This window comes from Flavobacterium sp. UGB4466 (assembly GCF_903469665.1).
GTDB classification, from domain to species: Bacteria; Bacteroidota; Bacteroidia; order Flavobacteriales; family Flavobacteriaceae; genus Flavobacterium; species Flavobacterium lipolyticum.
Genome location: NZ_CAGKLC010000039.1, coordinates 13,734 through 40,538, shown reverse-complemented (window position 1 = coordinate 40,538; position 26,805 = coordinate 13,734). Strand labels below are relative to the sequence as shown.

24 protein-coding genes are annotated in these 26,805 nt (G+C 36.1%); 18 read left to right on the top strand and 6 right to left on the bottom strand.

Features of this window, described 5'->3' with window-relative positions; all coding sequences use genetic code 11:
* Positions 1–254 precede the first annotated feature (254 nt).
* From serS to proC, 9 genes are all read left to right on the top strand, one after another.
* The gene (gene serS / locus JO950_RS11490) at positions 255–1,526 is read left to right on the top strand and encodes a serine--tRNA ligase (RefSeq protein WP_202702767.1); all 1,272 of its coding nucleotides are present in this window, start codon (positions 255–257) and stop codon (positions 1,524–1,526) included.
* A gap of 110 nt (positions 1,527–1,636) precedes the next feature.
* Positions 1,637–2,461, top strand: coding sequence for a prolipoprotein diacylglyceryl transferase (gene lgt, locus JO950_RS11485; protein WP_202702766.1), 825 nt, complete (start codon positions 1,637–1,639; stop codon positions 2,459–2,461).
* A 117-nt stretch (positions 2,462–2,578) separates the two neighbouring features.
* A complete protein-coding gene (locus JO950_RS11480; RefSeq protein ID WP_202702765.1) occupies positions 2,579–4,360 on the top strand; it encodes a tetratricopeptide repeat protein in 1,782 nt (593 codons plus the stop codon).
* Between the two features lie 135 nt (positions 4,361–4,495).
* Positions 4,496–4,807: a DUF4286 family protein gene (locus JO950_RS11475; protein WP_202702764.1), complete on the top strand. Its 312-nt coding sequence runs from the start codon at positions 4,496–4,498 to the stop codon at positions 4,805–4,807.
* 77 nt (positions 4,808–4,884) lie between these two features.
* Entirely contained in the window at positions 4,885–5,070 is a 186-nt protein-coding gene (locus JO950_RS11470; protein ID WP_017495903.1) for a hypothetical protein, read from the top strand.
* A gap of 1 nt (position 5,071) precedes the next feature.
* A complete protein-coding gene (locus JO950_RS11465; RefSeq protein WP_202702763.1) occupies positions 5,072–5,548 on the top strand; it encodes a nucleotidyl transferase AbiEii/AbiGii toxin family protein in 477 nt (158 codons plus the stop codon).
* Positions 5,549–5,630: 82 nt separating this feature from the next.
* Positions 5,631–6,416 carry a 16S rRNA (adenine(1518)-N(6)/adenine(1519)-N(6))-dimethyltransferase RsmA gene (rsmA, locus tag JO950_RS11460; RefSeq protein WP_017495904.1) on the top strand — a complete coding sequence of 262 codons (786 nt, stop codon included), beginning with the start codon at positions 5,631–5,633 and terminating at the stop codon, positions 6,414–6,416.
* A complete protein-coding gene (gene mgtE, locus JO950_RS11455; RefSeq protein WP_017495905.1) occupies positions 6,400–7,749 on the top strand; it encodes a magnesium transporter in 1,350 nt (449 codons plus the stop codon). The genes rsmA and mgtE overlap by 17 nt, the downstream gene beginning before the upstream one ends.
* Before the next feature lie 99 nt (positions 7,750–7,848).
* The gene (gene proC / locus JO950_RS11450) at positions 7,849–8,625 is read left to right on the top strand and encodes a pyrroline-5-carboxylate reductase (protein WP_202702762.1); all 777 of its coding nucleotides are present in this window, start codon (positions 7,849–7,851) and stop codon (positions 8,623–8,625) included.
* 105 nt (positions 8,626–8,730) lie between these two features.
* Here proC and nhaA read toward each other — a convergent pair whose 3' ends face one another.
* A complete protein-coding gene (gene nhaA, locus JO950_RS11445; RefSeq protein WP_202702761.1) occupies positions 8,731–9,876 on the bottom strand; it encodes a Na+/H+ antiporter NhaA in 1,146 nt (381 codons plus the stop codon).
* Positions 9,877–10,039: 163 nt separating this feature from the next.
* On the bottom strand, positions 10,040–10,729 hold the full coding sequence (locus tag JO950_RS11440; RefSeq protein WP_017495908.1) for an alpha/beta hydrolase: 690 nt from the start codon (positions 10,727–10,729) through the stop codon (positions 10,040–10,042).
* 333 nt (positions 10,730–11,062) lie between these two features.
* Here JO950_RS11440 and JO950_RS11435 point away from each other — a divergent pair, with 333 nt between their 5' ends.
* From JO950_RS11435 to JO950_RS11420, 4 genes are all read left to right on the top strand, one after another.
* The gene (locus JO950_RS11435) at positions 11,063–12,010 is read left to right on the top strand and encodes a 2-hydroxyacid dehydrogenase (RefSeq protein ID WP_202702760.1); all 948 of its coding nucleotides are present in this window, start codon (positions 11,063–11,065) and stop codon (positions 12,008–12,010) included.
* A gap of 180 nt (positions 12,011–12,190) precedes the next feature.
* Entirely contained in the window at positions 12,191–12,574 is a 384-nt protein-coding gene (locus tag JO950_RS11430; protein ID WP_017495910.1) for a DUF4234 domain-containing protein, read from the top strand.
* On the top strand, positions 12,549–13,013 hold the full coding sequence (locus tag JO950_RS11425; protein WP_202702759.1) for a DUF2752 domain-containing protein: 465 nt from the start codon (positions 12,549–12,551) through the stop codon (positions 13,011–13,013). The genes JO950_RS11430 and JO950_RS11425 overlap by 26 nt, the downstream gene beginning before the upstream one ends.
* A gap of 59 nt (positions 13,014–13,072) precedes the next feature.
* The gene (locus JO950_RS11420; protein WP_017495912.1) at positions 13,073–13,348 is read left to right on the top strand and encodes a TM2 domain-containing protein; all 276 of its coding nucleotides are present in this window, start codon (positions 13,073–13,075) and stop codon (positions 13,346–13,348) included.
* Between the two features lie 64 nt (positions 13,349–13,412).
* Here JO950_RS11420 and JO950_RS11415 read toward each other — a convergent pair whose 3' ends face one another.
* Positions 13,413–15,215: a lysophospholipid acyltransferase family protein gene (locus JO950_RS11415; protein WP_070906348.1), complete on the bottom strand. Its 1,803-nt coding sequence runs from the start codon at positions 15,213–15,215 to the stop codon at positions 13,413–13,415.
* Between the two features lie 119 nt (positions 15,216–15,334).
* Between JO950_RS11415 and JO950_RS11410 the strand changes: the two genes are divergently transcribed.
* From JO950_RS11410 to JO950_RS11400, 3 genes are all read left to right on the top strand, one after another.
* A complete protein-coding gene (locus JO950_RS11410) occupies positions 15,335–16,096 on the top strand; it encodes an exodeoxyribonuclease III (RefSeq protein WP_202702758.1) in 762 nt (253 codons plus the stop codon).
* A gap of 114 nt (positions 16,097–16,210) precedes the next feature.
* Entirely contained in the window at positions 16,211–17,155 is a 945-nt protein-coding gene (locus JO950_RS11405) for an OmpA family protein (RefSeq protein ID WP_202702757.1), read from the top strand.
* Between the two features lie 260 nt (positions 17,156–17,415).
* Complete coding sequence (locus JO950_RS11400) at positions 17,416–18,453, top strand: NADP(H)-dependent aldo-keto reductase (RefSeq protein WP_202702756.1); 1,038 nt, start codon at positions 17,416–17,418, stop codon at positions 18,451–18,453.
* Between the two features lie 131 nt (positions 18,454–18,584).
* On the opposite strand, the gene JO950_RS11395 is transcribed toward JO950_RS11400, so the two are convergent.
* The 3 genes from JO950_RS11395 to JO950_RS11385 form a co-directional block, all read right to left on the bottom strand.
* Entirely contained in the window at positions 18,585–20,549 is a 1,965-nt protein-coding gene (locus JO950_RS11395) for a transglycosylase domain-containing protein (RefSeq protein ID WP_202702755.1), read from the bottom strand.
* Positions 20,550–20,704: 155 nt separating this feature from the next.
* Positions 20,705–22,066, bottom strand: coding sequence for a DNA repair protein RadA (radA, locus tag JO950_RS11390; RefSeq protein WP_202702754.1), 1,362 nt, complete (start codon positions 22,064–22,066; stop codon positions 20,705–20,707).
* Positions 22,066–23,220 carry an alpha/beta hydrolase gene (locus tag JO950_RS11385; RefSeq protein WP_202702753.1) on the bottom strand — a complete coding sequence of 385 codons (1,155 nt, stop codon included), beginning with the start codon at positions 23,218–23,220 and terminating at the stop codon, positions 22,066–22,068. The genes radA and JO950_RS11385 overlap by 1 nt, the downstream gene beginning before the upstream one ends.
* Positions 23,221–23,986: 766 nt before the next feature.
* Between JO950_RS11385 and JO950_RS11380 the strand changes: the two genes are divergently transcribed.
* Positions 23,987–25,093 (top strand): hypothetical protein, encoded by a 1,107-nt coding sequence (locus JO950_RS11380; protein ID WP_202702752.1) that lies wholly within the window; start codon positions 23,987–23,989, stop codon positions 25,091–25,093.
* 13 nt (positions 25,094–25,106) lie between these two features.
* Positions 25,107–26,789: a glycerophosphodiester phosphodiesterase family protein gene (locus JO950_RS11375; RefSeq protein ID WP_202702751.1), complete on the top strand. Its 1,683-nt coding sequence runs from the start codon at positions 25,107–25,109 to the stop codon at positions 26,787–26,789.
* The last annotated feature ends 16 nt before the right edge of the window (positions 26,790–26,805 follow it).

The following is a 26,805-nucleotide window of genomic DNA, read 5'->3' as shown; positions in this document are numbered from 1 at the left end:
GAAGAGTGAAGAGTGAAGAGTGAAGAGTGAAGAGTGAAGAGTGAAGAGTGAAGAGTGAAGAGTAAAGAGTGAAGAGTAAAGAGTGAAGAGTAAAGAGTGAAGAGTAATCTCTGCGTATCTCTGTGTTTTCTCTGCGAATCTCTGTGGTACAGCCTCGAAATAACTTTAGAACCAACTTTGTCATGATCTTAGGAAACATTTCCTTAAATTTGCTTCCATTATAAAAAAAATACAATAGTTATAAAAAACAAGCTATGTTACAAATCGCATTTATTAGAGAGAATCAGGAGAAAGTAATCAAGGCTTTAGCAAAACGAAATATCGATGCTAAAAGCGTTGTGGAAGAAGTGGTGCAATTAGACGAAAACCGTCGCGCAACACAAGTAGAATTAGACAACACTTTATCCGAATCTAATAAATTGTCCAAAGATATAGGGGAATTGATGAAAGCTGGCGAGAAATCGAAAGCTGCAATCTTGAAAGAAAAAACAGTTTCCTTAAAAGAAAAAAGCAAAGAATTGGGTGAAAAAGCAGAAGCTTTAGCCGCCGAATTAACCAATAAATTATACACTTTACCCAATCTTCCTGCTGATATTGTTCCGGAAGGAAAAACACCAGATGACAATCTGAACGTTTTTCAGGAAGGTGATATTCCGGTTCTGCACGAAGGAGCACAACCACACTGGGAGTTGGTGAAAAAGTATGATATCATCGATTTTGAATTGGGTGTAAAAATTACTGGAGCAGGATTCCCGGTTTATAAAGGAAAAGGAGCCCGTTTACAGCGTGCTTTGATCAATTACTTTTTAGACAAAAATACTGCTGCCGGATACAACGAAGTTCAGGTACCGCATTTGGTAAACGAAGCTTCAGGTTATGGAACAGGACAATTACCGGACAAAGAAGGGCAAATGTATCATTCAACTGTTGATGATTTGTATTTGATTCCAACCGCTGAGGTTCCGGTTACGAACTTGTTTCGTGATGTAATTTTAAACGAGAGCGATTTGCCGGTTTTGCATACCGCTTATACGCCATGTTTCCGTCGTGAGGCAGGTTCTTACGGAGCTCACGTGCGTGGATTGAATCGTTTGCACCAGTTCGACAAAGTAGAAATTGTACGTGTGGAGCACCCGGATAAGTCTTATGAAGCATTAGACGGAATGGTCGAACACGTAAAAGACATTTTGAAAGAATTAAAATTACCATACCGTGTTTTACGTTTGTGTGGGGGTGATATGGGCTTCACATCTTCTTTGACTTATGATTTTGAAGTGTTTTCAACGGCACAGGATCGTTGGTTAGAAATCAGCTCAGTTTCTAACTTTGAGACTTTTCAGGCCAACCGTTTGAAATTGCGTTTCAAAGACAAAGACGGAAAAAATCAATTGGCACATACCCTAAACGGAAGTTCATTGGCATTGCCAAGAGTTTTGGCCGGAATTTTAGAAAATTACCAAACTCCGGAAGGAATCGTAGTACCGGAAGTATTACGTCCATACTGTGGATTTGATATTATAAATTAAGATTGAAATAAGGTTTACAGTCGCAGCCTCAGTTTCCAGTGAATTGCACTGAATATTGAGACTGCGACTGAATACTGTAAACCGAGACTGAATACTAAAAAAAGAGGAAGATGGGAGGGATTTTAAATTGGGACGCAGATCCCGTTATTTTTTGGATTACAGATAGTTTTCCATTAAAATATTATGGCGCTTTTTTTGCCTGCGGATTACTGCTGGGCTACGCTATAGTGCGTAATATTTACAAAAAAGAAAATCTTTCGCTCGATAATCTTGATAGTTTATTGGTTTATGTGATCGTCGGGACCATTTTGGGTGCGAGATTGGGACATTGTTTTTTTTACGAACCGTCCTATTTTTTACAGCATCCTATAGAGATTCTGTTGCCCATACAAAAAGTTGCGGGAGTTTATAAATTTGTTGGATACCAAGGGCTCGCTAGTCATGGAGGTTCAATAGGAGTTCTAATCGCTATGGTTTTATATTGCCGAAAGTATAAAGTAAAATTCCTGTGGCTTTTAGATAAAATGGCAATTGGAGTTCCGGTAACGGGAGCTTTTATCAGATTTGGAAATTTTATGAATTCTGAGATTTACGGAAAACCTACCAATGGAAACTGGGGTGTGGTTTTTCAGAGAGATGATTTGATTCCAAGACACCCGACACAGCTGTATGAAGCCTTTGCCTACCTGTTGATTTTTGTGATTTTATTGATGATGTACAAATCAGAGAAGATACGAAAAACGGATGGTTTGATCTTTGGCTATTTCCTGATGTTACTGTTTCTGGCGCGATTTATAATTGAGTTTTTCAAAGAAAATCAGGAAGCTTTCGAAAATAGTATGCTTATTAACATGGGGCAAATATTGAGTATTCCTTTTATTTTGATAGGTCTGGGACTGATTGTCTGGAAGTCTAAGAAGAATGTTCTTATTTAGTTTTCATTCGCGGTTCTCAGTCTCGGTCTACGTTGAATAATGTAAACTGCGACTGCAAACGGAGATCGAGAACTGTGACTATAAACTGTCACTGAACACTGAAAAAAAAGCTAAAATATGAAAAACAGCATCATCTATATCGTCTTATTCTGGTCTGCTTTTGCATTTTCACAGAATGAACAGCTTGCGCAGTATTATTACGATAAAGGTGATTTTGAAAAAGCTAAAATCAGTTACGAAGAACTTTTAAACAGTTCGCCGTCCAATACACAATATTTTTTAAGAACAATTGACTGTTATCAGCAGTTGCAGCAGTTTGACACTGCACAGAAAGTAATTCAGGATCGTTACAACAAATACAAACAAGGCGTTTTTTTAGTAGAGTTAGGGTATAATTTCCAACTGCAGAAAAACGATGCGAAAGCCAAAAGTTACTACGAACAGGCGATCGAAAAGATTAAAACCAATCCGAATGATGTTTACGGAGTTGGTAATTCTTTTGAGAAAAAAGTATTGCTTGAGTATGCATTACGAGCCTATCAGACCGCCATGTCAATTCAGCCGAATTATAATTTCAATTTTCAAATCGGAATGTTGTACGGACAGTTAGGGCAGACGGACCAGATGATTGATCTTCTGCTGACAGAATCGTACAAAAATCCACAGAACGCAAATTTAATACAGACACAGCTGTCTCGTTTCATGAACGGTGAAACGGATAATACCGCTTTTAAAGATGCGATGCGAAAAGCTTTGATTCTGAGAACACAAAAAGATCAGGATGTGTTTTGGAATCATTATCTGAGTTGGTTTTATGTACAGCAGAAAGAATTCGGTAAAGCCTTTATTCAGGAAAAAGCAATTTACAAACGCGACCCGGAATCACTCTCAAGCATTGTTAATCTGGGACAATTTGCGTTAAATGAAGATGACACTGACACAGCAGAGGAAATTTTTAATTTTATTCTTCAGACGACTAAAGATCGTGATTTACTCATTCAGACAAATTCGTCTTTGATGCAGATAAAAATCGATAAAGCGCAGGAAAAAGAGTATCCATTAATCAATTCCGAACTACAACAATTGCTCATAACCTATGAAATAACTCCTTTTACCTTATCTTTGCAAATAATTCAGGCACATTTCCTGGCATTTAGTCTCAAAAAGACAGAAGAAGGTAAGGATATTATTAAAAAAGCGCTGGAATTAAATCTGAATGCCTATCAGCAGGCAGATGCGAAAATGGAACTGGCAGACATTCTGCTTTTAGAAGAGAAGTTCAATCAGGCACTTATTTATTATTCGCAAATTCAATTGGATTTGAAGAATGATGTAATGGCGCATGAAGCGAGTTTGAAAGCCGCCAAAACAAGTTATTACAAAGGTGATTTCGAGTGGGCTTTGAAACAGTTTAAAGAATTGAAGGCGGCAAATACGCAATTAATTGCCAATGATGCACTCGAGTATTTTTTACTGATCAACGACAATACAGTTGCCGATTCAACACAAACCGCTTTGAAGCAGTTTGCCAAAGGTGATTTTTTGATGTATCAGAATAAAAAGCAGGAAGCAATAGCTCAGTTTCAAGGGATATTGAAAACGTTTAAAGGGCAGGAAATTGAAGCTGTTACAATGTTGCGTTTAGGTAAAATTTACGAAAGCCTGAAGGATTACACCTCAGCTTTGGCGCAGTACCAGCAGATTATTGACTATCATGGTGACGGAATTTATATCGACGAAGCCTTGTTTTTCTCTGCAGAAATTTACAACGACGAATTGCATAATGCAGAAAAGGCAAAGCCTTTATATGAGAAGGTAATTTTTAATCATCAGGACAGTATTTACTTTGTTGATGCCAGAAAAAAATACCGGGAGTTAAGAGGAGACAAGAATTTATAATTTAGCTCATTAGACTTCTTAGATTTTAGATCACTTAGATTGTTTAGATCTCAAAATATCTCAGCATCTAAGTTTAATAAGCATTAATCTAACATTCTAAGAAGTCTAAGAAGTCTAACAATCTAGAAAGAAAAAATGATTATTTACAACGTTACTACCAATATACACGAGAGCGTTCAGGAGCGATGGTTAAAGTGGATGCAAGAGAAACATATACCGGAAATTCTGGCCACACAAAAGTTTTCTTCGGCAAGAATTGTCAGAGTGATGATTGAGGAAGAAATGGGTGGAATTACCTATTCTGTTCAATATGTTACAGACAGCAAAGAAACGTTAGAACGTTATTATATCGAAGACGAACCGGCATTTCATAGAGAAGCGTTGGAATTATTCGCTGATAAAATGCTTTCTTTCAGAACAGAGCTGGAAGTGATTTCGGAACATTAAAAGAGATTGTTGGATTATTAGATTTTTCGAATAATCCAACAATCTAACGATCTAACAGTCTAACAATCTAAGAAAAGATGGAGATTCGGTTTCAAACAAAAGAAGAAAGCAACAAACAGCAACAGGAAGATTTCCTGAAGTTGTCTAAAACCGAAAGAGTTTACGCTTTTTTTCGTTTGATGGAACAGGTAAGCAGGTTTCCGATTAAGAATAAAGAGGATAAGAATAAAGATAATTTTCTCATTGTGATTAAACCAAAATAGGATGTCAAAATTGTGGAATCAAAACATTGATGAATTTATCACTTTAGCCAATAAACATCAGGTTCGTATGCTTATGGTAGGTGGAGGAGCGGTTAATTTTCATGGTTATCAGCGACATTCAGCAGATGTTGATTTTTGGATCGAGACAACAGCAGAGAATTTTAAAAGACTGATTCTTGTTTTTAACGATATGGGGTATGAAATTGATGATTTTCCTGATAATGTGAAAAGACAAGAACAGAATATATCCGTTAAATTTTCGCCTACAGACTTAGATTTGGAGTTAATTACCAGATTTTCGGTAAATAAAACTTTTGATGAGGCTTATAGGGATAGTGAAGAAACAACGGTTAATGATAAAACATTTTTAAAATGGAATGTTTTATCACTGGAAGACCTGATTACAAGTAAGATTAAAGCGAACAGAGCTAAAGATTTACTCGATATTCAGCAACTTCGTGAAATAAATAAGAAGTAGATGATTTGATTGTTAGAGTATTCGATATTTTAATAATCTAACAATCTAGGGAGTCTGACAATCTAAGAATCTAGAAAAGAGAATGGAAAAAGTAAAAGCTAAAAAACATTTAGGACAACACTTTTTAAAGGATGAAAGTATCGCCAAAGCAATTGCAGATACCTTAAGCCTGAACGGATATGATGAGGTTTTAGAGATAGGGCCGGGGATGGGTGTGTTGACTAAGTATTTGCTTGACAAACCAATTAATACACACGTGATCGAGATCGACACAGAATCGGTGGCGTATTTAGGTGAAAATTATCCAAAATTAAAAGATAACATTATTTCTCAGGATTTCCTGAAGTACAATATTAATGAGGTTTACGAGAACAAGCAATTTGCTATTATCGGAAACTTCCCTTATAATATTTCAACACAGATTGTTTTTAGAACTTTAGAATTTAAACATCAGATTCCGGAATTTTCGGGGATGTTTCAAAAAGAAGTTGCAGAACGAATCTGCGAGAAAAAAGGATCAAAGGCTTACGGAATCTTATCCGTTCTGGCCCAGGCTTTCTATACTACAGAGTACCTGTTTACAGTAGATGAAAACGTCTTTATTCCTCCGCCCAAGGTGAAGTCGGGTGTGATGAGAATGACCCGAAAGGAAGATTATAGTCTTCCTTGTGGAGAAAAATTGTTTTTCACAGTAGTGAAAACGGCTTTTCAGCAAAGACGAAAAACATTACGTAACAGTTTGAAAACATTAAATTTAACTGATAAGTTGCGAGAAGACACTATCTTTGATAAACGTCCTGAACAGCTTAGCGTAGAAGAATTTATTGAACTGACTCAAAAAATAGAAGCCGATGGAGTTCAAAGTTAGCAAAGACTTAATCCAACAATTAGAAGAGCACATTGTTAAGAAAAATGACAAGGAACTTGAAATTTTACTTAATGATTTGCACCATGCTGATATAGCCGAAATTCTGGACGAGCTGGATTTCGACGATGCTACCTATATTTTTAAGGTTTTAGATAGTGATAAAACGGCCGAGATTCTTCTGGAACTAGAAGATGATCTTCGTGAAAACATCTTAAGCCGTCTGTCGCCTAAAGAGATTGCAGAAGAGCTTGATGAGCTGGAAACCAATGATGCGGCCGATATTATCGCCGAACTTTCGCAGGACATTAAAGCAGAGGTAATCTCTGAGTTAAACGACGTTGAGCACGCTAAAGACATTGTCGAATTACTGCGTTACGACGAGAATACTGCCGGAGGTTTGATGGGAAAAGAGCTGGTGAAAGTTAATGAAAACTGGAATGTTCTTACCTGTGTCAAAGAAATGCGTATTCAGGCCGAGAATGTTTCCAGAGTACATTCAATTTATGTCGTTGACGATGAGAATCGTTTGAAGGGCAGGCTGTCTCTTAAAGATTTATTGACCACTTCTACCAAAACACAGATCGGAGATATTTACATCAGAAAGTTAAATTTTGTAAATGTTGATACCGAAGATGTTGAAGTTGCCCGTATCATGCAGAAGTATGACTTAGAAGCAATTCCGGTGGTAGACGAGTTAGGCCGTTTGGCAGGAAGAATTACTATCGATGATATCGTAGACGTAATTAAGGACGAAGCCGATAAAGATTATCAGTTGGCAGCGGGTATTACACAAGACGTTGAATCTAACGATAGTGTTCTGGAATTGACCAAGGCACGTTTGCCATGGCTTTTAATTGGAATGGTAATCGAAATTGTGGCATCATTTGTACTAAAGGGTAACGAAGCCACTTTTCAGAAATATTCAACTCTGATTATTTTTGTGCCGTTGCTTTCTGCGACAGCAGGTAACATTGGAGTTCAGGCTTCGGCAATCGTTGTGCAGGGTTTGGCAAACGGAACATTAAAAGAATTCAGCAGAGGATATTTTAGCAAGGAGATAACCGTTTCGATGATTTCGGGAACTATTATTTCATTACTTTTACTGGGATATCATTCCATTATGTACCAACAATACCTGGTAGGAATGGCCATTTCAATTTCGATGATTGTAGTAATTTTGTTTGCAGCGACTCTGGGAACTTTAGTGCCGTTGTTTTTACATAAAAATAAAATCGATCCCGCTATTGCAACAGGACCTTTTATCACCACAACCAATGACGTATTTGGTATTATGCTCTACTTCGGAGTAGCCAAACTTATTCTTGGATTCTAAGTTTTTGCAACAAATTAATAGATAAGAGTGATTATTGATCTCTAAAATCGGCGTAATTTGTAACCCAATAATTCGCTATTAACCAGCCAAATAAAAGCAATGAAAGTACACATTATAGGAGGCGGAAACCTCGGGGTTTCTATTGCCTTGGGAATTGCTAAATTCTCTAAAAATAATCAGGTTACCGTTACAAGAAGAAACACCGCCAGTATTCAGTATTTATCAGAGTATGGAATTACGGTTTCATCAGATAATAAACATACTATTCAGGAAGCTGATGTGGTTATTTTAACCATAAAACCCTATCAGGTAGACACTGTTTTAGCAGAGATTTTGCCTGTTATTAAAGGAAAAACAATTGCCTCGGCTGTAAGTGGATTGTCTCTGGACATGCTTCAGTCTAAAACCAATAATGAATTTGCAGTAGTTAGAATTATGCCCAATATTGCTGCGCAGTTTGGTGAATCGGCAACCTGTATTTCTTTTCCTGAACAAGACAGAGAAAAAGCATTACCAATTGTTGATTTGTTTCAGGATTTGGGGACTGCTCCGGTAATTGACGAAAAATTAATGGATGCGGCAACCGTTCTTGGCGCATGCGGAACAGCCTATGCCTTAAGATATATTCGCGCTTCTATGCAGGCCGGAATCGAAATTGGATTTGATTCTAATACCGCTTTGGCTATCGCTGCTCAAACAGTCAAAGGAGCGGCAAAAATGTTACTGGAGGAACAAGTACATCCCGAACAATTAATCGACCGTGTAACGACGCCTCAGGGTTGTACAATTGTAGGTTTGAATGAAATGGAGCATAATGGTTTCAGCTCATCACTAATCAAAGGAATTAAGACCTCTTTGAAGCAAATCAAAGGATAGTTATAAACGATATTATTTTAAAAATCCAAATTCCAGGTGTTGATACATTGGAATTTGGATTTTGTGTTTTTTAGAGTTTTGTAGAATTAATTGTTTTATGAAAAACTAGGCCTTCTTTTTCTTCGACAAAGTAAACTTTAGATAGAATAATCCAAAAAGACCTGAAAGCACAGAGGCAATCAGAATAGCGATCTTCGAGAAAACAATAATTTCAGGATCCTTAAAAGCCAGAATAGTGATGAAGATGGACATGGTAAAACCAATTCCGCCCAGCATTCCGGCACCTAGTATATGAGCCCATTTTAAGTTTTTAGGCAAGCTGCACAATCCAAGACTTACACCAATAGCCGAGAAAAGTAAAATTCCTAAAGGTTTCCCTACTACGAGCCCCAGGATAATTCCAAATGTATTAGGGTGATTCAAACCTTCATGCCAGTCCGACTGAATAGCGATACAGGTATTCGCAACAGCAAACAAAGGCAGAATAAAAAAAGCAACCGGTTTGTGTAGAAAATGCTGCAATTTATAAGAAACAGAATTTTCATCGCCACTTCCAAATGGAATTACAAAAGCCAGAATAACTCCCGTGATGGTAGCATGAACACCTGAGTTTAGCATGAAATACCACATTACAACACCTCCGATAAGATACGGGATAAGGTTGTGAACTTTCAAACGATTCAAAACAAACAAGAAAACCCAGATTCCCAACGCAATTGCAAGATTTATAAATGCGATTGAGGTTGTATAAAATATAGCGATAACGATTATGGCTCCCAAATCATCTATAACAGCTAAGGCAGTTAAAAAAACTTTTAGCGACGAAGGAACTTTTTTTCCTAAAAGAGATAAAATTCCAATGGCGAAAGCGATATCGGTTGCCATTGGGATTCCTGCTCCGTTTTGAGTTGCTGTTCCAAAATTTAAAATCAGAAAAATACCGGCAGGCACTAGCATGCCTCCTAAGGCAGCCATGATGGGTAAAGATGCGTTTTTAATATTGGACAATTCACCATGATAAATCTCTCTTTCTAATTCTAAGCCAATTAACAAAAAGAAAATAGCCATTAAACCATCATTAATCCAGTGTGTAATTGAATGTCCGTTGAGGTCTTTTTCCCAGAAAGCAATATATTCCGTTTGATAAGATGAATTGGCAAGATAAAGCGATATGATGGTGACAAAAAGCAGGAGTAGTCCTCCTGATTTTTCATTGTTGAAGAAGGCTTTAAAAGTTTTTGTTAATTTCATTTTTATAAAAGTTCAGTGAATTTAGAAGGGATTTTTTGGAGGCATATATTTTCAAAGTTAAAAAAAAATGAACGAATAAAAAATTCAGGTGTATCGCGTTGCGGGATGCGGTTGCGGTATTAAATAAAAAAAACCGCTAATAGTTAGCGGTTCGGAGTGTTTTTTAGAATGTAGCAGCTGCTTCTAAAATTAAGGCTGTCACTTCTTTGGGGTGTGATGCGAGGGAGGCATGTCCTGCATCGAGACGAATGATTTTTTTGGGGTTTATTCGCTCCGCCATTTCTTTTTCTGTTTCCGGTGGAATCATATTGTCGAAGTTGGAAATTTGATACCAGCTTGGTTTGTTTTTCCATGCCGGTTCACCTGCGATGTCTCCAAAACATTGTCCGTGTATCGGTTTTTGGGCCAGTGATAAGACCAGTGTTTCTTTATGGTCTAAATCCTGAGCAAATGCGTCATGAAACTCGTCATATTTAATCCATAGAAAACCTTTTGGGTCAGGATAAATACTGGCTCCGCCCGATCCTGGTCTACGACCTAAAAGAGCTCCCAGGCTATCTCCTGCATCAGGAGCAAATGCTGCAATGTAAACTAAGCCTACCACTTTATCATGATGTCCGGCACCCGAAATTACTGCTCCTCCATAAGAATGTCCTACCAGAAGCACTTTTCCTTCCTGAGCATCAATTAGATCCTGAGTTTTATTGATGTCATCTTGTAAAGAAGTCAAAGGGTTTTGAACGCTTCGCACTTTATACCCTTCTTTTACTAGTCCCGGAATTACATGTTGCCAATGTGAACCATCTCCCCAAGCACCGTGAACCAAAATAATGGTTAAATCTTTTGTTGCCATAATTACTGTTGTTTAATTGATTAAAATAAAATCTTTAATTTAAAATTCAATATGTGATGTAGCAAAATGGGGCGAGTTGTCCTCCGAAGTAAAAATCTATGCATAAATATATGAAATTAAATAATTCGTTAATGTTAAGATATAGAGAACTTTAATTTGTAACTGTTTTAACTTCAGGGGATAATGTTCTTGCCAGGAAACCGGGAAGCTATTACAGTCCATTTTTTTAAGACCTTTTTTCTTTACATCTCTGTGAACTCCGGAAGCTAATAGTTGAAACGGGAAATTTAAATAAAGAATAAGCTGTATTTTTGTTTTATAAAATAGAGTACAATGAGTATAAAAATTCTTCATATTGATAGCAATCATCCGGTTTTATGGCAACAATTGGAAGATGCAGGTTTTGAAAACCATGCAGATTTTAAATCTTCAAAAGAAGAAATTGAAGCGAAAATTGCAAACTACAACGGAATTGTGATCCGAAGCCGTTTTAAAATTGACAAGACCTTTTTAGATCAGGCAACTAACTTAAAATTTATTGCTCGTGTAGGGGCTGGCCTGGAAAGTATTGACTGCGAGTATGCCGAAACAAAAGGAATTCATTTAATTGCCGCGCCGGAAGGAAATCGAAATGCAGTTGCAGAACATTCGCTGGGAGTGATTTTGTCCTTGTTTAATAATCTCAATCAGGCAGATGCCGAAGTGAAATCAGGACATTGGAATCGGGAAAGTAACCGCGGTCATGAATTGGATGGTAAAACAGTGGGGATCATTGGTTACGGAAATATGGGAAAAGCATTTGCGAAAAAACTTCGCGGCTTTGAAACGGAAGTGTTGTGTTACGATATTCTGGATAATGTAGGAGATCAAAATGCGAGACAGGTGTCATTAGCTGAGCTACAGCAAAAAAGCGATGTGTTGAGTCTTCATCTCCCGTGGACTCCTGAGACGGATAAAATGGTGGATCAAAGTTTTATAAATGCTTTTTCAAACCCCTTTTGGATTATAAATACCTCACGCGGTAAAAACATTGTCACAGCAGATTTAGTAGAGGCGATGAAAACTAAAAAGATTCTAGGCGCGGGTCTGGATGTTTTGGAGTATGAGAAATTATCTTTCGAAACCTTATTTCAGGAAGAAAGTACGCCGGAAGCCTTGCGATATTTAATGGAGTCTAAAAATGTTTTACTGACGCCTCATATTGCCGGCTGGACATTCGAAAGTCATAAACGACTGGCTCAGGTGATAGCCGATAAGATAAAAGTGGTCTTTAATAGATAGTCTTGTAGGGTGAGATTGAAATTCAGCTTCCTTTTTACAATTAAATAACGAGTTTTTTCTGTAGAGTTTTTGGGTTATAATTAGTTTTTAAGATTATTTTTTAATAATATTGTTTCTAAATAAGGAGTAACCGAAAATCCCAAGAGTAGGACATAACCAATTAATTTTAACTAGTAAAAAATGGAAAACGATTTTAAAGAAACGTCAAATAATTTTAATGACCAAATTCCGGTATTCAAAGTAGATCCAATAATGGTGTTGCTTTTTAGTTTTTTAACTTGCGGATTGTACTTGATTTATTGGAATATTAAAGTATCTGAGGTTTTTAATGCCGTAGCAGGAAAAGAGGTTATCTCTCAGCCAGTTGCAATCTTTGCAGGATGCTGTATGCCGGTAAATATTTATTTTTATTATTTAGCTGGTAAAGAAGCGTTGCCAAAAGTATATCAAAGAACTGGAGAGCTTCAAAAAGACCAGTCAACTTTATTAATTGTTTTAGGGTTCTTTTTTCCTATGGCAGCAGCAATGATTGTACAAGGTGATATCAACAGATTATACAAATAATAGTAGAATAAAACGTAAAATTTACGGAATTATCGGTGCAGCAATTACACTGATAATTCCGTTTTTTTTAATGCTCGACAACCATAACGACCATCTGGAGACAGATCAGTCGTTTTGTCCTTTTAAAATGGTAACCGGTTTCCCTTGTCCGGGTTGCGGGATTACTAAATCATTAGTTTATTTTTATGAAGGCGATATCTACAAGTCGCTTAGTTACCATATTCTGGGGCCGTTTGTAATTGTATTTTGCTGGCTTACCATCATTATACTGACTACTGAAATTATTACTAAAAAAGAATATTTTACAGGACTTCTGTACAATAGAAAATTAGCCTACAATATGGCTTATTTTTTAGCCTTTTATCATTTGATACGCTTGGTTCTTTTTATCAGAGAAAGCTCTTTTGATGATATTTTACATCAGTCCATTTGGTTTTAAGTCTAAGAATATCATCCGCTTAAAGTTGAATTTAGAATAACTAAAAAAACACTATAAAAATGGAAAACAGTAAAACAGAACATTGGAATAATCCTCCGGTTCATCGGGAGGAGAATAAAAAAGTAGTTGCAGGAATCCTGGCAATTTTATTAGGTGCGCTGGGTATTCATAAGTTTTATTTAGGATACAATAAAGAAGGGGTTATTCAGCTTATTCTCGGATTTATTTTCGGAATAGGCGGTATAATAGGTGTGATCGAAGGAATAATTTATCTCACCAGATCAGACGAAGAATTTTATCAAACCTATCAGGTTGGTCAAAAAGGCTGGTTTTAAGTCGTTTTAAAGCATAAAAAAATCCCATTTTACGATGGGATTTTTTGTTTGTATGATGATGCAATTAATCTTCTTTCTCCGATAATTTGCGTTCTAATTCTATTTGAAATTCTTCAATAACTGGTTTCATCGTGCTTTCAGGAATATCTGCTATTCTGATATACATTAAACCGTCTACGGCATTATTGAACAAAGGATCGACGTTAAAAGCGACTACGCGGGCATTTTGCTTGATGTACTTCTTGATTAAAACAGGTAAACGTAAATTTCCTGGTTCCAGTTCATCGATAATCTTGTCAAACTTGTTCAAGTCAGACTCGGCTTCGTCAAAGATAAAATCTTTATCAGCGTCTTTAAGTTTTACTTTATAAGCTTTCTTCGGGTGAATATACTGTGCGATATACGGATCATAATAGTTAGACTTCATGAACTCAATCATTAACGATTTAGAGAAGTCAGAAAACTGATTGCTGATACTTACACCACCAAGCAAATATTTATGTTCCGGATAACGTAAAGTGGTGTGAATAATTCCTTTCCACAACAAGAACAAAGGCATTGGTTTTTGCTGGTATTCTTTGATGATAAAAGCACGCCCCATTTCAATTGATTTGTGCATCATATCATGCAATTCCGGTTCGAACCTGAAAAGATCAGTCAGATAAAAACCTTCAATACCATGTTTTGGATAGATTTCAGAACCTAATCCCATGCGATAAGCACCAGCTATTTTTTTGGTGTCATCATCCCACAAAAACATATGGTGATAATACTGGTCGTATTCGTCTAAGTCAATAGATTCGTTGGTTCCTTCGCCCACTTCACGGAAAGTAATTTCACGTAAACGACCAATTTCGTGTAAGATATTCGGAATTGATTTTGCACGCGCAAAAAATACTTCGTAGTTTTTACTCTGCAGCAGCCTGCAGTCACTGTTTCTTAACGCACAAACCTCGTCAATCATTTTTGACTCATTTGCCGGAGTTGCAATTTTTTTAGGTGCTTTCGGAATCTTTAGGCTTGCGGTGTCTAATAATTTGCTGTCTTTCTCAAAAGGATTAGCCAGCATATAGGTTTTCTTTCTTAAAAATTCTGAATATTCTTCAAATGATTCGATTTCATTTTGTTCGTTCACCGAGATTGGTTTTCCGATACGAACTTTAATCACACGGTCTTTTTGCGTAAGCAGCTCCGAAGGTAATTTTGCTGTACGTAAAGTATCGTCAATCTTAGAAAGCCAATAAAACAACTTACTGTTTTTGGCATGGAAGTAAATAGGGATTACCGGAACTTTGGCTTTTCGGATTAACTTCAAAGCGCCTTCTTCCCATGGTTTATCCACGACTAATTTTCCATCCTTGTATGTCGAAACTTCCCCTGCAGGGAAAATTCCCAACGGTTTCCCGTCACTTAAATGGCGTAAAGTTTCTTTAATACCCACCACACTTGATTTGGCATCCTTATGATTTTCAAAAGGATTGACAGGCATGATGTATTTTTTTAACGGAACAATTCTATGTAGTAAAAAGTTGGCAATGATTTTAAAATTAGGTTCTCTTTCAAGCATTAATTTTAAAAGTAAAATACCATCAATTCCCCCAAGAGGGTGATTTGAAATGGTAATATAAGCACCATCTTTCGGTAAACGTTTTAAATCTTCTTCGGGAATTTCAAATTTGATTTCCATCTCATCCAAAATCCCGTTTAGAAATGCAACATCCTCTAAATGTTTATTATGATCGTAAATTTTATTAAGAGTAGATATTTTAAGGACTTTCATAAGAAGCCAGCCCGAAAAAGTACCCAAAACTCCGTACTTATCAACATTTATCGCTTTTGCAACTTCTTTCGCGGTAACTAAACCCATGTACTATTTTTAATTTATTAAGAGCAGCGAACAAAGATAACAAAAAACTCTACTTTTCGCTGTTTCAAATGCAAACTTTCCACTTTTTTATTACATTTGAAATCCTAAAAAAAACACTGATGAAAATTATTTCTTATAATGTAAATGGAATACGTGCTGCAATAACCAAAGGTTTTATTGAATGGCTACAACAAGCTAATCCAGATGTGATTTGTCTTCAGGAAATAAAAGCTACTGAAGAACAGATTCCGGTTGAGGAGATTACCGCAGCAGGTTATCCCTATCAATATTATTATCCGGCAACAAAAAAAGGATATAGTGGTGTTGCTATCTTATCTAAAACAAAACCCAATAATGTGGTGTACGGAACCGGAATTCAGCATATGGATTTTGAAGGGCGTAACCTTCGTGCCGATTTTGACGATTGCTCTGTAATGAGTTTGTACCTGCCTTCAGGAACTAATATTGAAAGACTGGATCATAAATTTATGTTTATGGACGATTTTCAAACTTATATTAACGAATTAAAATTGACGATTCCGAATCTGATTATTTGTGGGGATTACAACATTTGCCATGAAGCGATTGATATTCACGATCCGGTTCGAAATAAAACGGTTTCAGGATTTTTACCAGCAGAACGTGCCTGGCTTGACGGATTTATGAAATCAGGTTTTATCGACAGTTTCCGTCATTTTAATAAAGAACCGCATCATTATTCCTGGTGGAGTTACCGTGCAGGAGCCCGAGGAAACAACAAAGGCTGGCGTATCGATTACAATCTGGTGAGTAATGTTATGGAGCATAGGTTAAAAAGAGCCGTAATTCTTCCGGATGCCGTTCATTCAGACCATTGTCCTGTTTTAGTCGAAATCGAGTAAAAGTGGTATTGTTATTGTTGAATGAATTGCAGTTTAAATTTAAACATTGACGCTGTCATTGGTATTGAGTTTTGACATTATACGATTATTAATACCCTCCAAATAAAACAAAAAATGATTAAAAAGGCCTCTGTCGGATTATTGGTTGTAGCAATGACTATGACCTCATGCGTATCCAAGAAAATTTACAACGATCTTGAAACCAAATATTCAGATCTGAAAAAAGAAAACCGTGCAATTGCTGATGAAAACGAGAGTTTACAGAAATCAAAAAATCAGTTAGAACTGGATCGTGACGCTTTAACAAAAGATTTAAATGCAACTAAAGCGGATCTTGAAAAACAAAAAGCAGATCTGGCTGCTCAACAGAAAAAATACAAAGTACTTCAGGACTCTTACAATGCGTTAGAGAAAAACAGCAACGATGCTTTAGAAAGTAATATGGCTAAAAACCGTGAACTTTTGGCACAACTGGAAGCGAAATCTAAAAAATTGGCTGATGAACAGGCTCGTTTAGATAAAACAGCAAATCGTCTGAACGAACTCGAAGCGATGATAGCCGCAAAAGAAGAGGCAATGCGTAAATTGAAAGAGACGCTGTCTAAAGCATTAAACGGTTTTGAAGGAAAAGGGCTGACGGTAGAACAGAAAAACGGAAAAGTATATGTTTCGATGGAAAACAAACTGCTTTTTAATTCAGGAAGCTGGGCCGTTGGTACCGAAGGTAGAAAAGCGGTAGTGGAACTTGGAAAAGTTTTGGGTGATAATCCGGATCTTTCGGTTCTAATTGAAGGGCATACCGATGATGATCCGTACGCAGGTTCAGGACCGATTGCCAACAACTGGGATTTGTCTACCAAAAGAGCCACCGCCATTGTAAATATTTTAAGCGAAAATACTAAAATCAATAAGCAAAAATTAACGGCAGCGGGTCGTAGCGAATTTTCTCCGCTGGCAAGCAATGCTACTCCGGAAGGAAAAGCAAAAAACCGCCGTATCGAGATCATTTTAACACCAAGATTAGACGAGATTGCGGAAATGCTTAATAGTATAAATTAAGGTGCTAAGGTTTTAAGGAGCTAAGCTTCTAAGGTTTTTAGGAAAAGGTTCAAAGTTTTGCTTTGGACCTTTTTTTGTTAGAAAGGTAAGAACTTATAATCCCCCAATTTAATATTTCAGAAGTTTTGGAAAAAATCTTGTAATTTTTTTAACTTTTGTCAAATTTCTATTTGAGAAATAGCATCGTATCTTTGAATTATTAGAATTTTAAAGAAAAACTTAGAACCTTAGCTCCTTAGGGACTTAGCAACTTAAAAAATATGAAATACACCACTTTACCCCATACCGACATAAAAGTTAGTAAAATCAATCTCGGAACGATGACTTTCGGGCAACAGAATACAGAAGCCGAAGGGCATCAGCAAATGGATTACGCATTGGAGAGAGGCGTTAATTTTTTTGATACAGCCGAAATGTATTCCGTTCCAGCACGTGAAGAAACTTACGGAAGTACAGAGAAAATTATAGGAACCTGGTTCAAGAAATCGGGAAATCGTGACAAAGTGGTATTGGCTACTAAAATTGCTGGTCCGAATCCTGCGTTCACATACATGCGTGAAAAAGGTGATTTCTCACCAGCAAGCATCAAATATGCTTTAGAGAACAGTTTAAGACGTCTGCAAACCGATTATATCGATTTGTATCAGATGCATTGGCCGGAGCGAAAAACCAATTGTTTTGGACAGCGCGCTTTTAACGGTCACAATGATGTTTGGGAAGATAACTTCAGAGAAGTACTAGAAACATTTGATGGCTTAATTAAAGAAGGTAAAATAAAACATATTGGAGTTTCGAATGAAAACGCCTGGGGAATGATGCGCTTTTTAGAAGAAAGCAAATACCAGAACCTTCCAAGGATTAAAACAGTTCAGAATCCGTACAGTTTGCTGAATCGTCTTTTTGAAGTAGGTTCTGCCGAAGTTTCAAAGTATGAAAATGTGGGCTTGTTGGCTTATTCTCCTTTGGCTTTTGGAGTTTTGACGGGTAAATTTTTAACCGGAGAAGCGCATCCAAATGCCAGAATCAATCTTTTTCCGCAATATACACGTTACAACAGTGCACAAAGTACACAGGCCACAAAGTTATATCAGGAAATCGCGATTAAACATGGTTTAACCTTAACTGAATTAGCAATGGGATTTGTGTTGCAGCAGCCATTTTTAACAAGTGCTATTATTGGTGCCACGACTATGGAGCAGCTAAAGGAAAATATTGATACCATTGATGTAGTACTGTCAGAAGAAATCATAGCCGAAATTAATGCTGTTCAGGCCATAATTCCTGATCCTGCTCCTTAATTAGTACTACTAAATCAAACACAAATTCCACAAATTAACACGGATTGAACTAGTGTTAGTTTGTGGAATTTTTATGTAGAGGATAAGCGATTTTAAGCCTAAAATTAGTGCCAATCCGTGAAATCCGTGTTTTACAAATCAAACTCATCGGCAATAGCCAAAGAATCATTCTTCACCGCTGTAGAATCCGGAGCTTTAATTCTGATCAAGGAACGCGCATTTCCCGAAATGTAAACGGGTAATTGTCCAAGAGTATCTTCAGGAACCAACAAACCTCTTCGGAACATTAAATTCTTCAGGAATTTTTGATTTTTCAATGCATAATCCCTTAAATTACCTTGATCATTAAACTGATACATGAATTTTCTGGGTTTTGGAATAATTGTCGCTAAGTACAGGCATTCATCAACATTTAAATTAGCGGGGCTTTTCTGGAAGTAAAAATGACTTGCTTCTCCAATCCCGTACACATTAGGTCCCCATTCGATGATGTTGAAATAAACTTCCAGCATTCTTTCTTTGCTTACAACGCGATTGTTCTCTAAAATATATACCAGTAAAATTTCTTCGAGTTTGCGCGAAAGCGTTTTTTCTCTGGTGAGGAAAACGTTTTTAATCAACTGCATGCTGATGGTGCTCGCGCCGCGTGAGAATTTTTTCGTTCTGATGTTTTTTAGGATAGATTGTTTAAAAGCCTCATTGATAAAACCACGATGCGAAAAGAACGACGGATCTTCGGTTGTCAGAACACATTTTCGCAAATAAGGTGAAATTTGATCTAAAGGCGTGTAGTTTGGATTTGCATTCCCTACTAAAATTGGTCGCTGTAGTACATTTTGAATAATAGCCCGGTAAACAAATTCGCCATTTAATTTGTTAAGATCAGCTTCGCCGTATTTCGTAATTTTTAAACCTTCTTTGTTGAGTTTACTGTCAAAAACTAAAGCATTCGGTTTGTTTTTATTGAATTTAAAATCGAGCTTATAATCAAAATTTCCGGCAGCTTCCATTCCTTCAAAATGGGTAAACAAACCTTCGGGCAGAGAAACAATAAAATCTTGTGCCTGCATTTTCGGAATGTTTACTTTTAAAGTATAAACAGTATCTTTCTCCGTGTTATAAGAAACATAAGGATGCAGTTTGATTTTATTCAACTGCATGCTTGAAGTGCTGTCAATCGAAATAAAACTATCTCCAAGTAAGAAACGATAATCAAAACGGGCATTTTTGATTATGACATCTTTGCTTGCAATTTTTGGATGATTGATTTTTAAATTAGTGATTGAAGTATAACCATCAAGGTGTAATTCACTGCCGTCTTTTTCAATATTCTGAACATTCAGGCGAATCGAATCAAAGCTCGCTTTTAAGTTGTATCGTTCGTCTAAGTACGGAACACGAATGGCTCCGGTATCCAGATTAAAAAAACGAATATCGGCTTTTTTATTTCTCGGATCGGCAAAGCCTTTGATGTTCCAGCGCTGATCAAAATCTTTGCTTTGAACATGAAGATTGGTTTCAAGCTGCTTGTTATTTAGAACCAGTTTGTTGATGGCTACAGACGTTTTTTTGCCATTGTCATCGATTCTGAAAGTCAAATTCTCGAGCTTCATATCGGTCGGAACCAGATTTAATAGTTTCGAAATGATGCGATAAGCAAAGGTGGCATATTTGCGTTTTTCATTTTTATCCGAATCTGATTTATCTTTTTTTAAGAAAGCATCAAAATTGCGAATATTTCCTTTTTTGACCAACTGAATGTAACCGTTGTTGATTTTTAAAGTTCCAATTTGTACATCGCCAATCAATAAATTAGCAAGACTGATACTGGTTTCTATTTTTTGAATATGGCAAAGCGTGTCGGCATTTTTAGGAACCAAAATCACGTTGGTTAATTTTATGCCGGACAAACCGTCAAATGAAGCCGATTTTACGGAAAATGTACTGTTGTATTCCGTGTTCATTTTGTGGGTTACTTTGGCGATAGCTTGTTTTAGAAGTGAATCGCGAAAAAAGTAAAACCCTAAAAAAAACACTACCAATACTAATGCAAGTATGAAGAGTACTTTGTATATTTTTTGTTTTGAGAATTTCATAAAGTTAATTTCATAAAAAGTGCACTTATTCGCAAAATGAACAGTTTTTCAGCCGCTAATTTCTCGAATTAGAGTAACACGAACAAATTTGAACTTGTACTAAATTTAAATAAAAGTTCGTGTTTAATTGGTGTAATTCGTGGCGAAAAAACGAATTATCCAAATAAAATCCCTGCTACATCTTCAATTTTAGCCACAAGCTCAATTTTGATTCCAGTATCCTTTAAAGCAATTTTATTGTATTTGGATACAAAGATAGTGGTGAATCCAAGTTTTTCAGCTTCCTGAATACGTTGGTCAACACGATTTACCGGGCGAATTTCACCTGAAAGTCCAACCTCTCCGGCAAAGCAGAAACCTTTGGTTACCGGAATGTCTTCGTTGGAAGATAAAATTGCAGCAACAACAGCTAAATCAATCGCAGGATCGTCAACAGAAATTCCACCTGTAACGTTCAAAAAGACATCTTTGGCCCCTAAACGAAATCCGGCTCTTTTTTCGAGAACCGCCAGAATCATGTTTAGCCTTTTAGCATTATAGCCCGTTGTGCTTCTTTGCGGAGTTCCGTAAACTGCGGTACTGACTAAGGATTGTATTTCGATCATCAAAGGACGCATGCCTTCAAGTGTGGTCGCAATTGCTGTTCCTGATAATTCTTCGTCTTTATGGGAGATCAGAATTTCAGAAGGGTTAGATACTTCGCGTAAACCACTGCCCAGCATTTCGTAAATTCCAAGTTCTGCAGTAGAACCAAAACGGTTTTTTAACGAACGTAAAATTCGGTACACATGATTGCGATCGCCTTCAAACTGTAAGACTGTATCGACCATGTGTTCGAGGATCTTAGGGCCTGCAATATTTCCGTCTTTTGTGATATGTCCGATCAGGATAACCGGAATATTAGTTTCTTTGGCAAATTTGATGAGTTCGGCAGTGGTTTCTCGGATTTGAGAAATACTTCCTGCAGTAGATTCAATATAATCGGTATGTAAAGTCTGAATCGAATCGATAATTACAATTTCAGGCTGTATGGCTTCAATTTGTTTGAAGATATTCTGTGTTTTGGTTTCCGTCAAAATGTAGCAATTGTCACTGTTAGGAGTGATTCTCTCTGCGCGCATTTTGATTTGCTTCTGACTTTCCTCGCCGGAAACGTATAAGGTTTTGTAAGGTAGTTTAAGTGAAATCTGAAGCAAAAGTGTACTTTTTCCAATACCCGGTTCACCTCCTAAAAGCGTTAAGGATCCGGGAACAATTCCGCCTCCCAAAACACGGTTTAATTCACCATCAGTAGTATTCATTCGAATTTCCTGTGCCGAATCAATTTCGTTAATTTTTAAAGGACGCGGCGCTTTACCGTTTGAAGTAGGTTCGCTTTTCCAGGCTACCTTTTCCTGCTTCTGGATAATTTCTTCGGCAATAGTATTCCATTCTTTGCAGGCATTGCATTGCCCTTGCCATTTGGCATATTGAGTTCCGCAGTTCTGGCAAAAAAAGGAAGTTTTAACTTTTGACATTATTTGGTGGTTTTTGCTAATGCATTCATCTGGTCCATTTTCTCGTACATCAAATCTTTATTCAAATCACCAATGGGCTCCATTTGAGAAGCATTTTGGTATTTTTTAGAAGCTCTTTTAGGATCTCCCATTTTTTCGTACATCAATCCTAATTCATATTCTCCCAACATGGCTTTTGGATAATTTACATTTCCAATTTCAGCCATCTTGCCTAATTCATCATAAGCATTCTTTTTTAGAATAAGATTTTCAATTACTTTAAAATCACTCATTCTTACCGGAATCTGAACCCCCAGAACTTTAGACATCGTATTGTATTTGTTTTCTAAATAATCAGCATATCCGGTTTCCAGAACGGCAATTTTATTATTGTATTCGGAAGAATTGATAGGCTTGTAAACATCGAAAATTTGATATAAGGCACTAGGTATTGCATGTAAAACCTGAGTATAGTGGGTGGTGCCTTTAAATAAATCGTATTTGTAACTTACTAATGGATTATTAGCGATTTTAATATTGCTGTCTAATTTTTCGATTGGTTCTTTGAGTTTTTTATTGTCACCATCGGCTGCAGAAAGATAATAGAATACAGGTTCTGTGACTTTGGCAAGTTTCTCAGGTATTCTAATTTCCATTTTATTCGCCAGTTCCGGACTAAAAGCAATATAGGCATTAAAAAGAGGCTGCTCTTTGTAAAGGTAAAAATTGATGAAGCTGGCGGTTACGTCATGACCGGCGATAATCCTGAAAGGCGATGTGCGGTATTTTTTCTCAATATAAGGAACCAATTCGGCACCCACAAATTCAAAAAAGTTGGCTCCTTTTTCAAATGGCAGCCCGGTATTTTGATCAATAGTAGTATCGTCTTCGCGTTCGTCGTTTTTGTTTTGATGGACACCAATAATGATCATCTCAGGTAAGTCTCCCCAATAGGTACCATAACTTACGGCACCGGAAAAAGGATCGAATAAATAATCACCATCCAGTAGGTATAAAACGGGATATTTTTTATCGGGATTGGCTTCGTAAGATTCCGGAAGTCCAATGGTTATTCTTCGTTCTTCTCCGAGCTTTTCGGATTTAATGTTGTCAAATTTTTTCTGCGAGAAGACAGAAATTGAAATAAAAGTAATAAGTAGGTAAACTTTTTTCATGAGTTGTGAATTTTGATCTATTAAAAGTTTGGGACATTTTAATGGTTAACAAATATATGCATTTAAGATATTCTATCTTTTAAAAAAATGAAGACTTTCTTCATGGGAAATTATAAGTATTTTATGATGATTTGTTTTTTGAAGTTAGAACTAATTATGTAGCAATTTCAATAAACAAAGCATAATGAGAGGAAAAATTACGTTGTATTATCCTTGGATAGGCTTGTACAAAAGGGTAAAAACAGGTAAAATTTTTTCAGGACGAGATAAAGGAAAACTTCATGAAGTTTTTATAAAAAAACACTTGTCACATCAATTGACCACATATAACTAATTATATACCACTTATTAATTAACACACCTTGTATAAGTAAAATCGGGTTAAATTTATGTAAAATGAAATGAAATTTACCAAATGATAAGGAACTTAATTTTTCTATTGATTTTGCTCTTTAATAGTGTGTTAAGTGTTTTCACTGAGTAGATTATGCCGTATTTCATTTTTTGTTTACTAGTGCTGACTTAAATGGTTTTTTGAGTTATGTACTTACAATAACATAATTCTGTTTTTTGTGGGTCGATTTTTAATCAGGTACAAAAATACAACGTCAAGAACTAGGAGATTCAAATAATTACAGGTTTAAAATTAACAGCAACTAAGAGACTAACTCAATAAATATATTTGACAGACCTACAAATTATATTAAAAATCAACGGATTCAATTTTACTCAACGAGTTATTATTAATGACAAAAATCAAGTATTTATGAAAACAACTAAATTTCAAAATCAATTAAAAAGGAAAGATTATTTTTTTAATTTATTTACCTTTTTATTTTTTACAGGTTCCGGTTTTGCTCAAACTTTTATTCCATTACCTTATTCTAGTGATACATATCCGTATTATTATGCCGCATCGATATTTGATTTACTGGTAGATAAAGACAACAATGGCCCTAGTAGTGGTCTAAAAGGTGTAGAAGGTTTTAGATGGTGGCATGATAATGATCAATCTACCGAGTATATGGGAATGTCATTAACCTGGAGCGCTTATAACAAGGCCAATTTATGGGTAAAAGGAGATATTTACTCTCAGGGAAACTTAACGGTTGCCAGTACTAACCCAAATGGTCAACATGACAATTTTAAGGTGCTGGTGGATGATTACAAAACACAACTTATTAGTTATGGAGACGAAAATGGTTTGAATATTTCATCAGATTTAGGAAACAAGGTATACATTGGTGATAGTAACGATACTGTTCTTTTTCCCGGCGAAAATATTGGAATAGGCATTGATTCTCCTCAATTCAAAGTTCATGCAAATGGTACAATAGCTAGTGATTATAATGGCATTCAGGTTAAATTAGCTAACAATAAGACTAAGACTGACGGATGGATTGGTACCGGTTCAAATCATGGTCTATTTATTGGAACAAATGGAACAGGTTCAAACATGTATTTGGACACTAGTGACAATGTATATATTGGTGGTGTACAGCCAAGCGAAATTAATACTTCAAAGAGAAGTTCTTATGATTTATTTGTTCATAAGGGCATATTGACTGAAGATTACGGAATTGGTCCTAAAGCAACATGGGCAGATTATGTTTTTAACGATACTTACAAATTAAAAACACTAAAAGAAATCGATGAATTTATTTCAGTAAATAAACATTTGCCTAACATACCTTCTCAAAAGTCAATATCTGAAAATGGCTACAATTTGCATGAGATGAATGTAAGGCTTTTGGAGAAAATAGAAGAACTTATGCTTTATACAATAAACCAACAAAAGGAATTGGATAAGATTAAAGAGGACTATCAGGGATTGAAAAATTCTATCCGAAATCTAGAGATCAAGCGTCATTAAAAAACCTGAAACAATGAAGAGTATAAATCTTTACTTCAAAAAAATCAACCAGAAAGGCTTGTTTTTTTTGAGTCAATTATTGTTTTTTCTATCTATTACTACGGTATTAGGACAGGAAAAAGTAGCTTTAAACACTACAGCCGAAATAAGTTTACTAAATATTTTTAGTCCGGATGCGGATTTATCGGGAGGAATAATTGGAGAGGTATTGGGTAACGGTAACATTCAAATAGAAGTTTGGACGTATGATGAAAGCAGGCCTTTTAAAAAAGGTACTTTAATTTATAAACTGTCTACTACTGCTACCACAAATAATTTTGCAGGGACTTCATTTACGCAAACAAAGAATTCAATGACTTCCAGTGATGCCGCCTGGCTGTCCAATTACCCTGATACCTGGGAGACTGCCGATATCAAAAGGGCTTTATGGGCAATTGATAAATCTCGTTATGATAAATCTCAAAAAACATCCGTTTATAATTTTTTATCGACTAATATTAAAGTAAATATTTTTGTATTTACCACAAATGCAACCTTCTCCAGGATCAAAGTACCGGGAATAGGTGTTATTGGTTCGGCAGGAGGAAATCTACAATTTGATTCAAATCACTTTTGCTATAATTTAGATAATTCCGGTGATCCTATTTGTACTATTTGGAGCAAAATTAAATCTCCAAATTTAGAGCACGGATCTAATTTAGTATTTGCTGCACACAGAGGGTATTGGGGATACGACTTAGGTAATGGCCCTCCTGAAAATACTCCTGAAGCAATAAAAGCCGCCTTGAAGTACACAAAAGTTATAGAATCGGATATTACACGGACGAAAGATAATTTAATAGTTGTAAGTCACGACTATTACTTGCCCCGTCTTACAAACTATTCCGGACCAGATACAGATTATATTTATGATAAAACCCTGAATGAATTGAAAACATTAAAGTTAAGAAAACGCAATGGGACCGTAAGTGATAATAATTTTATAACTTTTTCTGATCTGTTAGATGAAATGATTGCAAACAAAACAATATTAACCATTGATATTAAATCTGCCAAATCCCGAAATCAGATGTATACCAAGGAGTGCATAGCAAGGTGCGATTACGATCCGCTACTGAATCCAACAAACGCAGACAGAATGCAAAAAGAGGATTATATGTTAATATTGAGAAAATGTATTGAAGTAGCGAACACTAAAAATGCCTTAAAATATGTAGCATTCAAAGTAACCTATACCTATGAAGATATTGTAAATGGTATGCCAGCCGATTTCGACAAAAATTTGCTTTCCAAAATCCTATATTTTCCTGTTTTACAACCTGGTGGCGATATTCAGTCTAAAGCTCAATTTATTGATACTTGGTATAGTACTGCCGGCAATAAAATTATGGCTTTTGAAACCAACTTTAAAAGTGAGAGCGAAAGTACTATTAACTCTTTTAGTAGAGGAGGTAAATTATATGGAAACTTATTTGAATATACGTATAAAATAACTGGATTAAGACCAGGAATTTATTCTGAAGAGGCTATGGGACCTAAAGGGAACGTAGACAGATGGGCACAATGGAATATTAAAGATATGCGTATTGACGTTAGAGGAGATCATTATTTTTTAAATAGTATTCCTTACTTTAATATATCCGTTCTCACAACTGACAGACCTGATATCTGGTCCCAAGTACAATCCAATTTTTGATTACATGTAAATTTAT

What these genes read in the sequence shown, in the direction of transcription:
- JO950_RS11380 (WP_202702752.1), top strand. Translation starts at nt 23,987, where the DNA reads ATGAAAACAACTAAATTTCAAAATCAATTAAAAAGGAAAGATTATTTT.
- proC (WP_202702762.1), top strand. Translation starts at nt 7,849, where the DNA reads ATGAAAGTACACATTATAGGAGGCGGAAACCTCGGGGTTTCTATTGCC.
- JO950_RS11410 (WP_202702758.1), top strand. Translation starts at nt 15,335, where the DNA reads ATGAAAATTATTTCTTATAATGTAAATGGAATACGTGCTGCAATAACC.
- radA (WP_202702754.1), bottom strand. Translation starts at nt 22,066, where the DNA reads ATGTCAAAAGTTAAAACTTCCTTTTTTTGCCAGAACTGCGGAACTCAA.
- JO950_RS11475 (WP_202702764.1), top strand. Translation starts at nt 4,496, where the DNA reads ATGATTATTTACAACGTTACTACCAATATACACGAGAGCGTTCAGGAG.
- JO950_RS11435 (WP_202702760.1), top strand. Translation starts at nt 11,063, where the DNA reads ATGAGTATAAAAATTCTTCATATTGATAGCAATCATCCGGTTTTATGG.
- JO950_RS11375 (WP_202702751.1), top strand. Translation starts at nt 25,107, where the DNA reads ATGAAGAGTATAAATCTTTACTTCAAAAAAATCAACCAGAAAGGCTTG.
- JO950_RS11480 (WP_202702765.1), top strand. Translation starts at nt 2,579, where the DNA reads ATGAAAAACAGCATCATCTATATCGTCTTATTCTGGTCTGCTTTTGCA.
- lgt (WP_202702766.1), top strand. Translation starts at nt 1,637, where the DNA reads ATGGGAGGGATTTTAAATTGGGACGCAGATCCCGTTATTTTTTGGATT.
- JO950_RS11385 (WP_202702753.1), bottom strand. Translation starts at nt 23,220, where the DNA reads ATGAAAAAAGTTTACCTACTTATTACTTTTATTTCAATTTCTGTCTTC.
- JO950_RS11420 (WP_017495912.1), top strand. Translation starts at nt 13,073, where the DNA reads ATGGAAAACAGTAAAACAGAACATTGGAATAATCCTCCGGTTCATCGG.
- JO950_RS11470 (WP_017495903.1), top strand. Translation starts at nt 4,885, where the DNA reads ATGGAGATTCGGTTTCAAACAAAAGAAGAAAGCAACAAACAGCAACAG.
- JO950_RS11430 (WP_017495910.1), top strand. Translation starts at nt 12,191, where the DNA reads ATGGAAAACGATTTTAAAGAAACGTCAAATAATTTTAATGACCAAATT.
- serS (WP_202702767.1), top strand. Translation starts at nt 255, where the DNA reads ATGTTACAAATCGCATTTATTAGAGAGAATCAGGAGAAAGTAATCAAG.
- JO950_RS11395 (WP_202702755.1), bottom strand. Translation starts at nt 20,549, where the DNA reads ATGAAATTCTCAAAACAAAAAATATACAAAGTACTCTTCATACTTGCA.
- JO950_RS11405 (WP_202702757.1), top strand. Translation starts at nt 16,211, where the DNA reads ATGATTAAAAAGGCCTCTGTCGGATTATTGGTTGTAGCAATGACTATG.
- JO950_RS11440 (WP_017495908.1), bottom strand. Translation starts at nt 10,729, where the DNA reads ATGGCAACAAAAGATTTAACCATTATTTTGGTTCACGGTGCTTGGGGA.
- rsmA (WP_017495904.1), top strand. Translation starts at nt 5,631, where the DNA reads ATGGAAAAAGTAAAAGCTAAAAAACATTTAGGACAACACTTTTTAAAG.
- JO950_RS11465 (WP_202702763.1), top strand. Translation starts at nt 5,072, where the DNA reads ATGTCAAAATTGTGGAATCAAAACATTGATGAATTTATCACTTTAGCC.
- JO950_RS11415 (WP_070906348.1), bottom strand. Translation starts at nt 15,215, where the DNA reads ATGGGTTTAGTTACCGCGAAAGAAGTTGCAAAAGCGATAAATGTTGAT.
- mgtE (WP_017495905.1), top strand. Translation starts at nt 6,400, where the DNA reads ATGGAGTTCAAAGTTAGCAAAGACTTAATCCAACAATTAGAAGAGCAC.
- nhaA (WP_202702761.1), bottom strand. Translation starts at nt 9,876, where the DNA reads ATGAAATTAACAAAAACTTTTAAAGCCTTCTTCAACAATGAAAAATCA.
- JO950_RS11400 (WP_202702756.1), top strand. Translation starts at nt 17,416, where the DNA reads ATGAAATACACCACTTTACCCCATACCGACATAAAAGTTAGTAAAATC.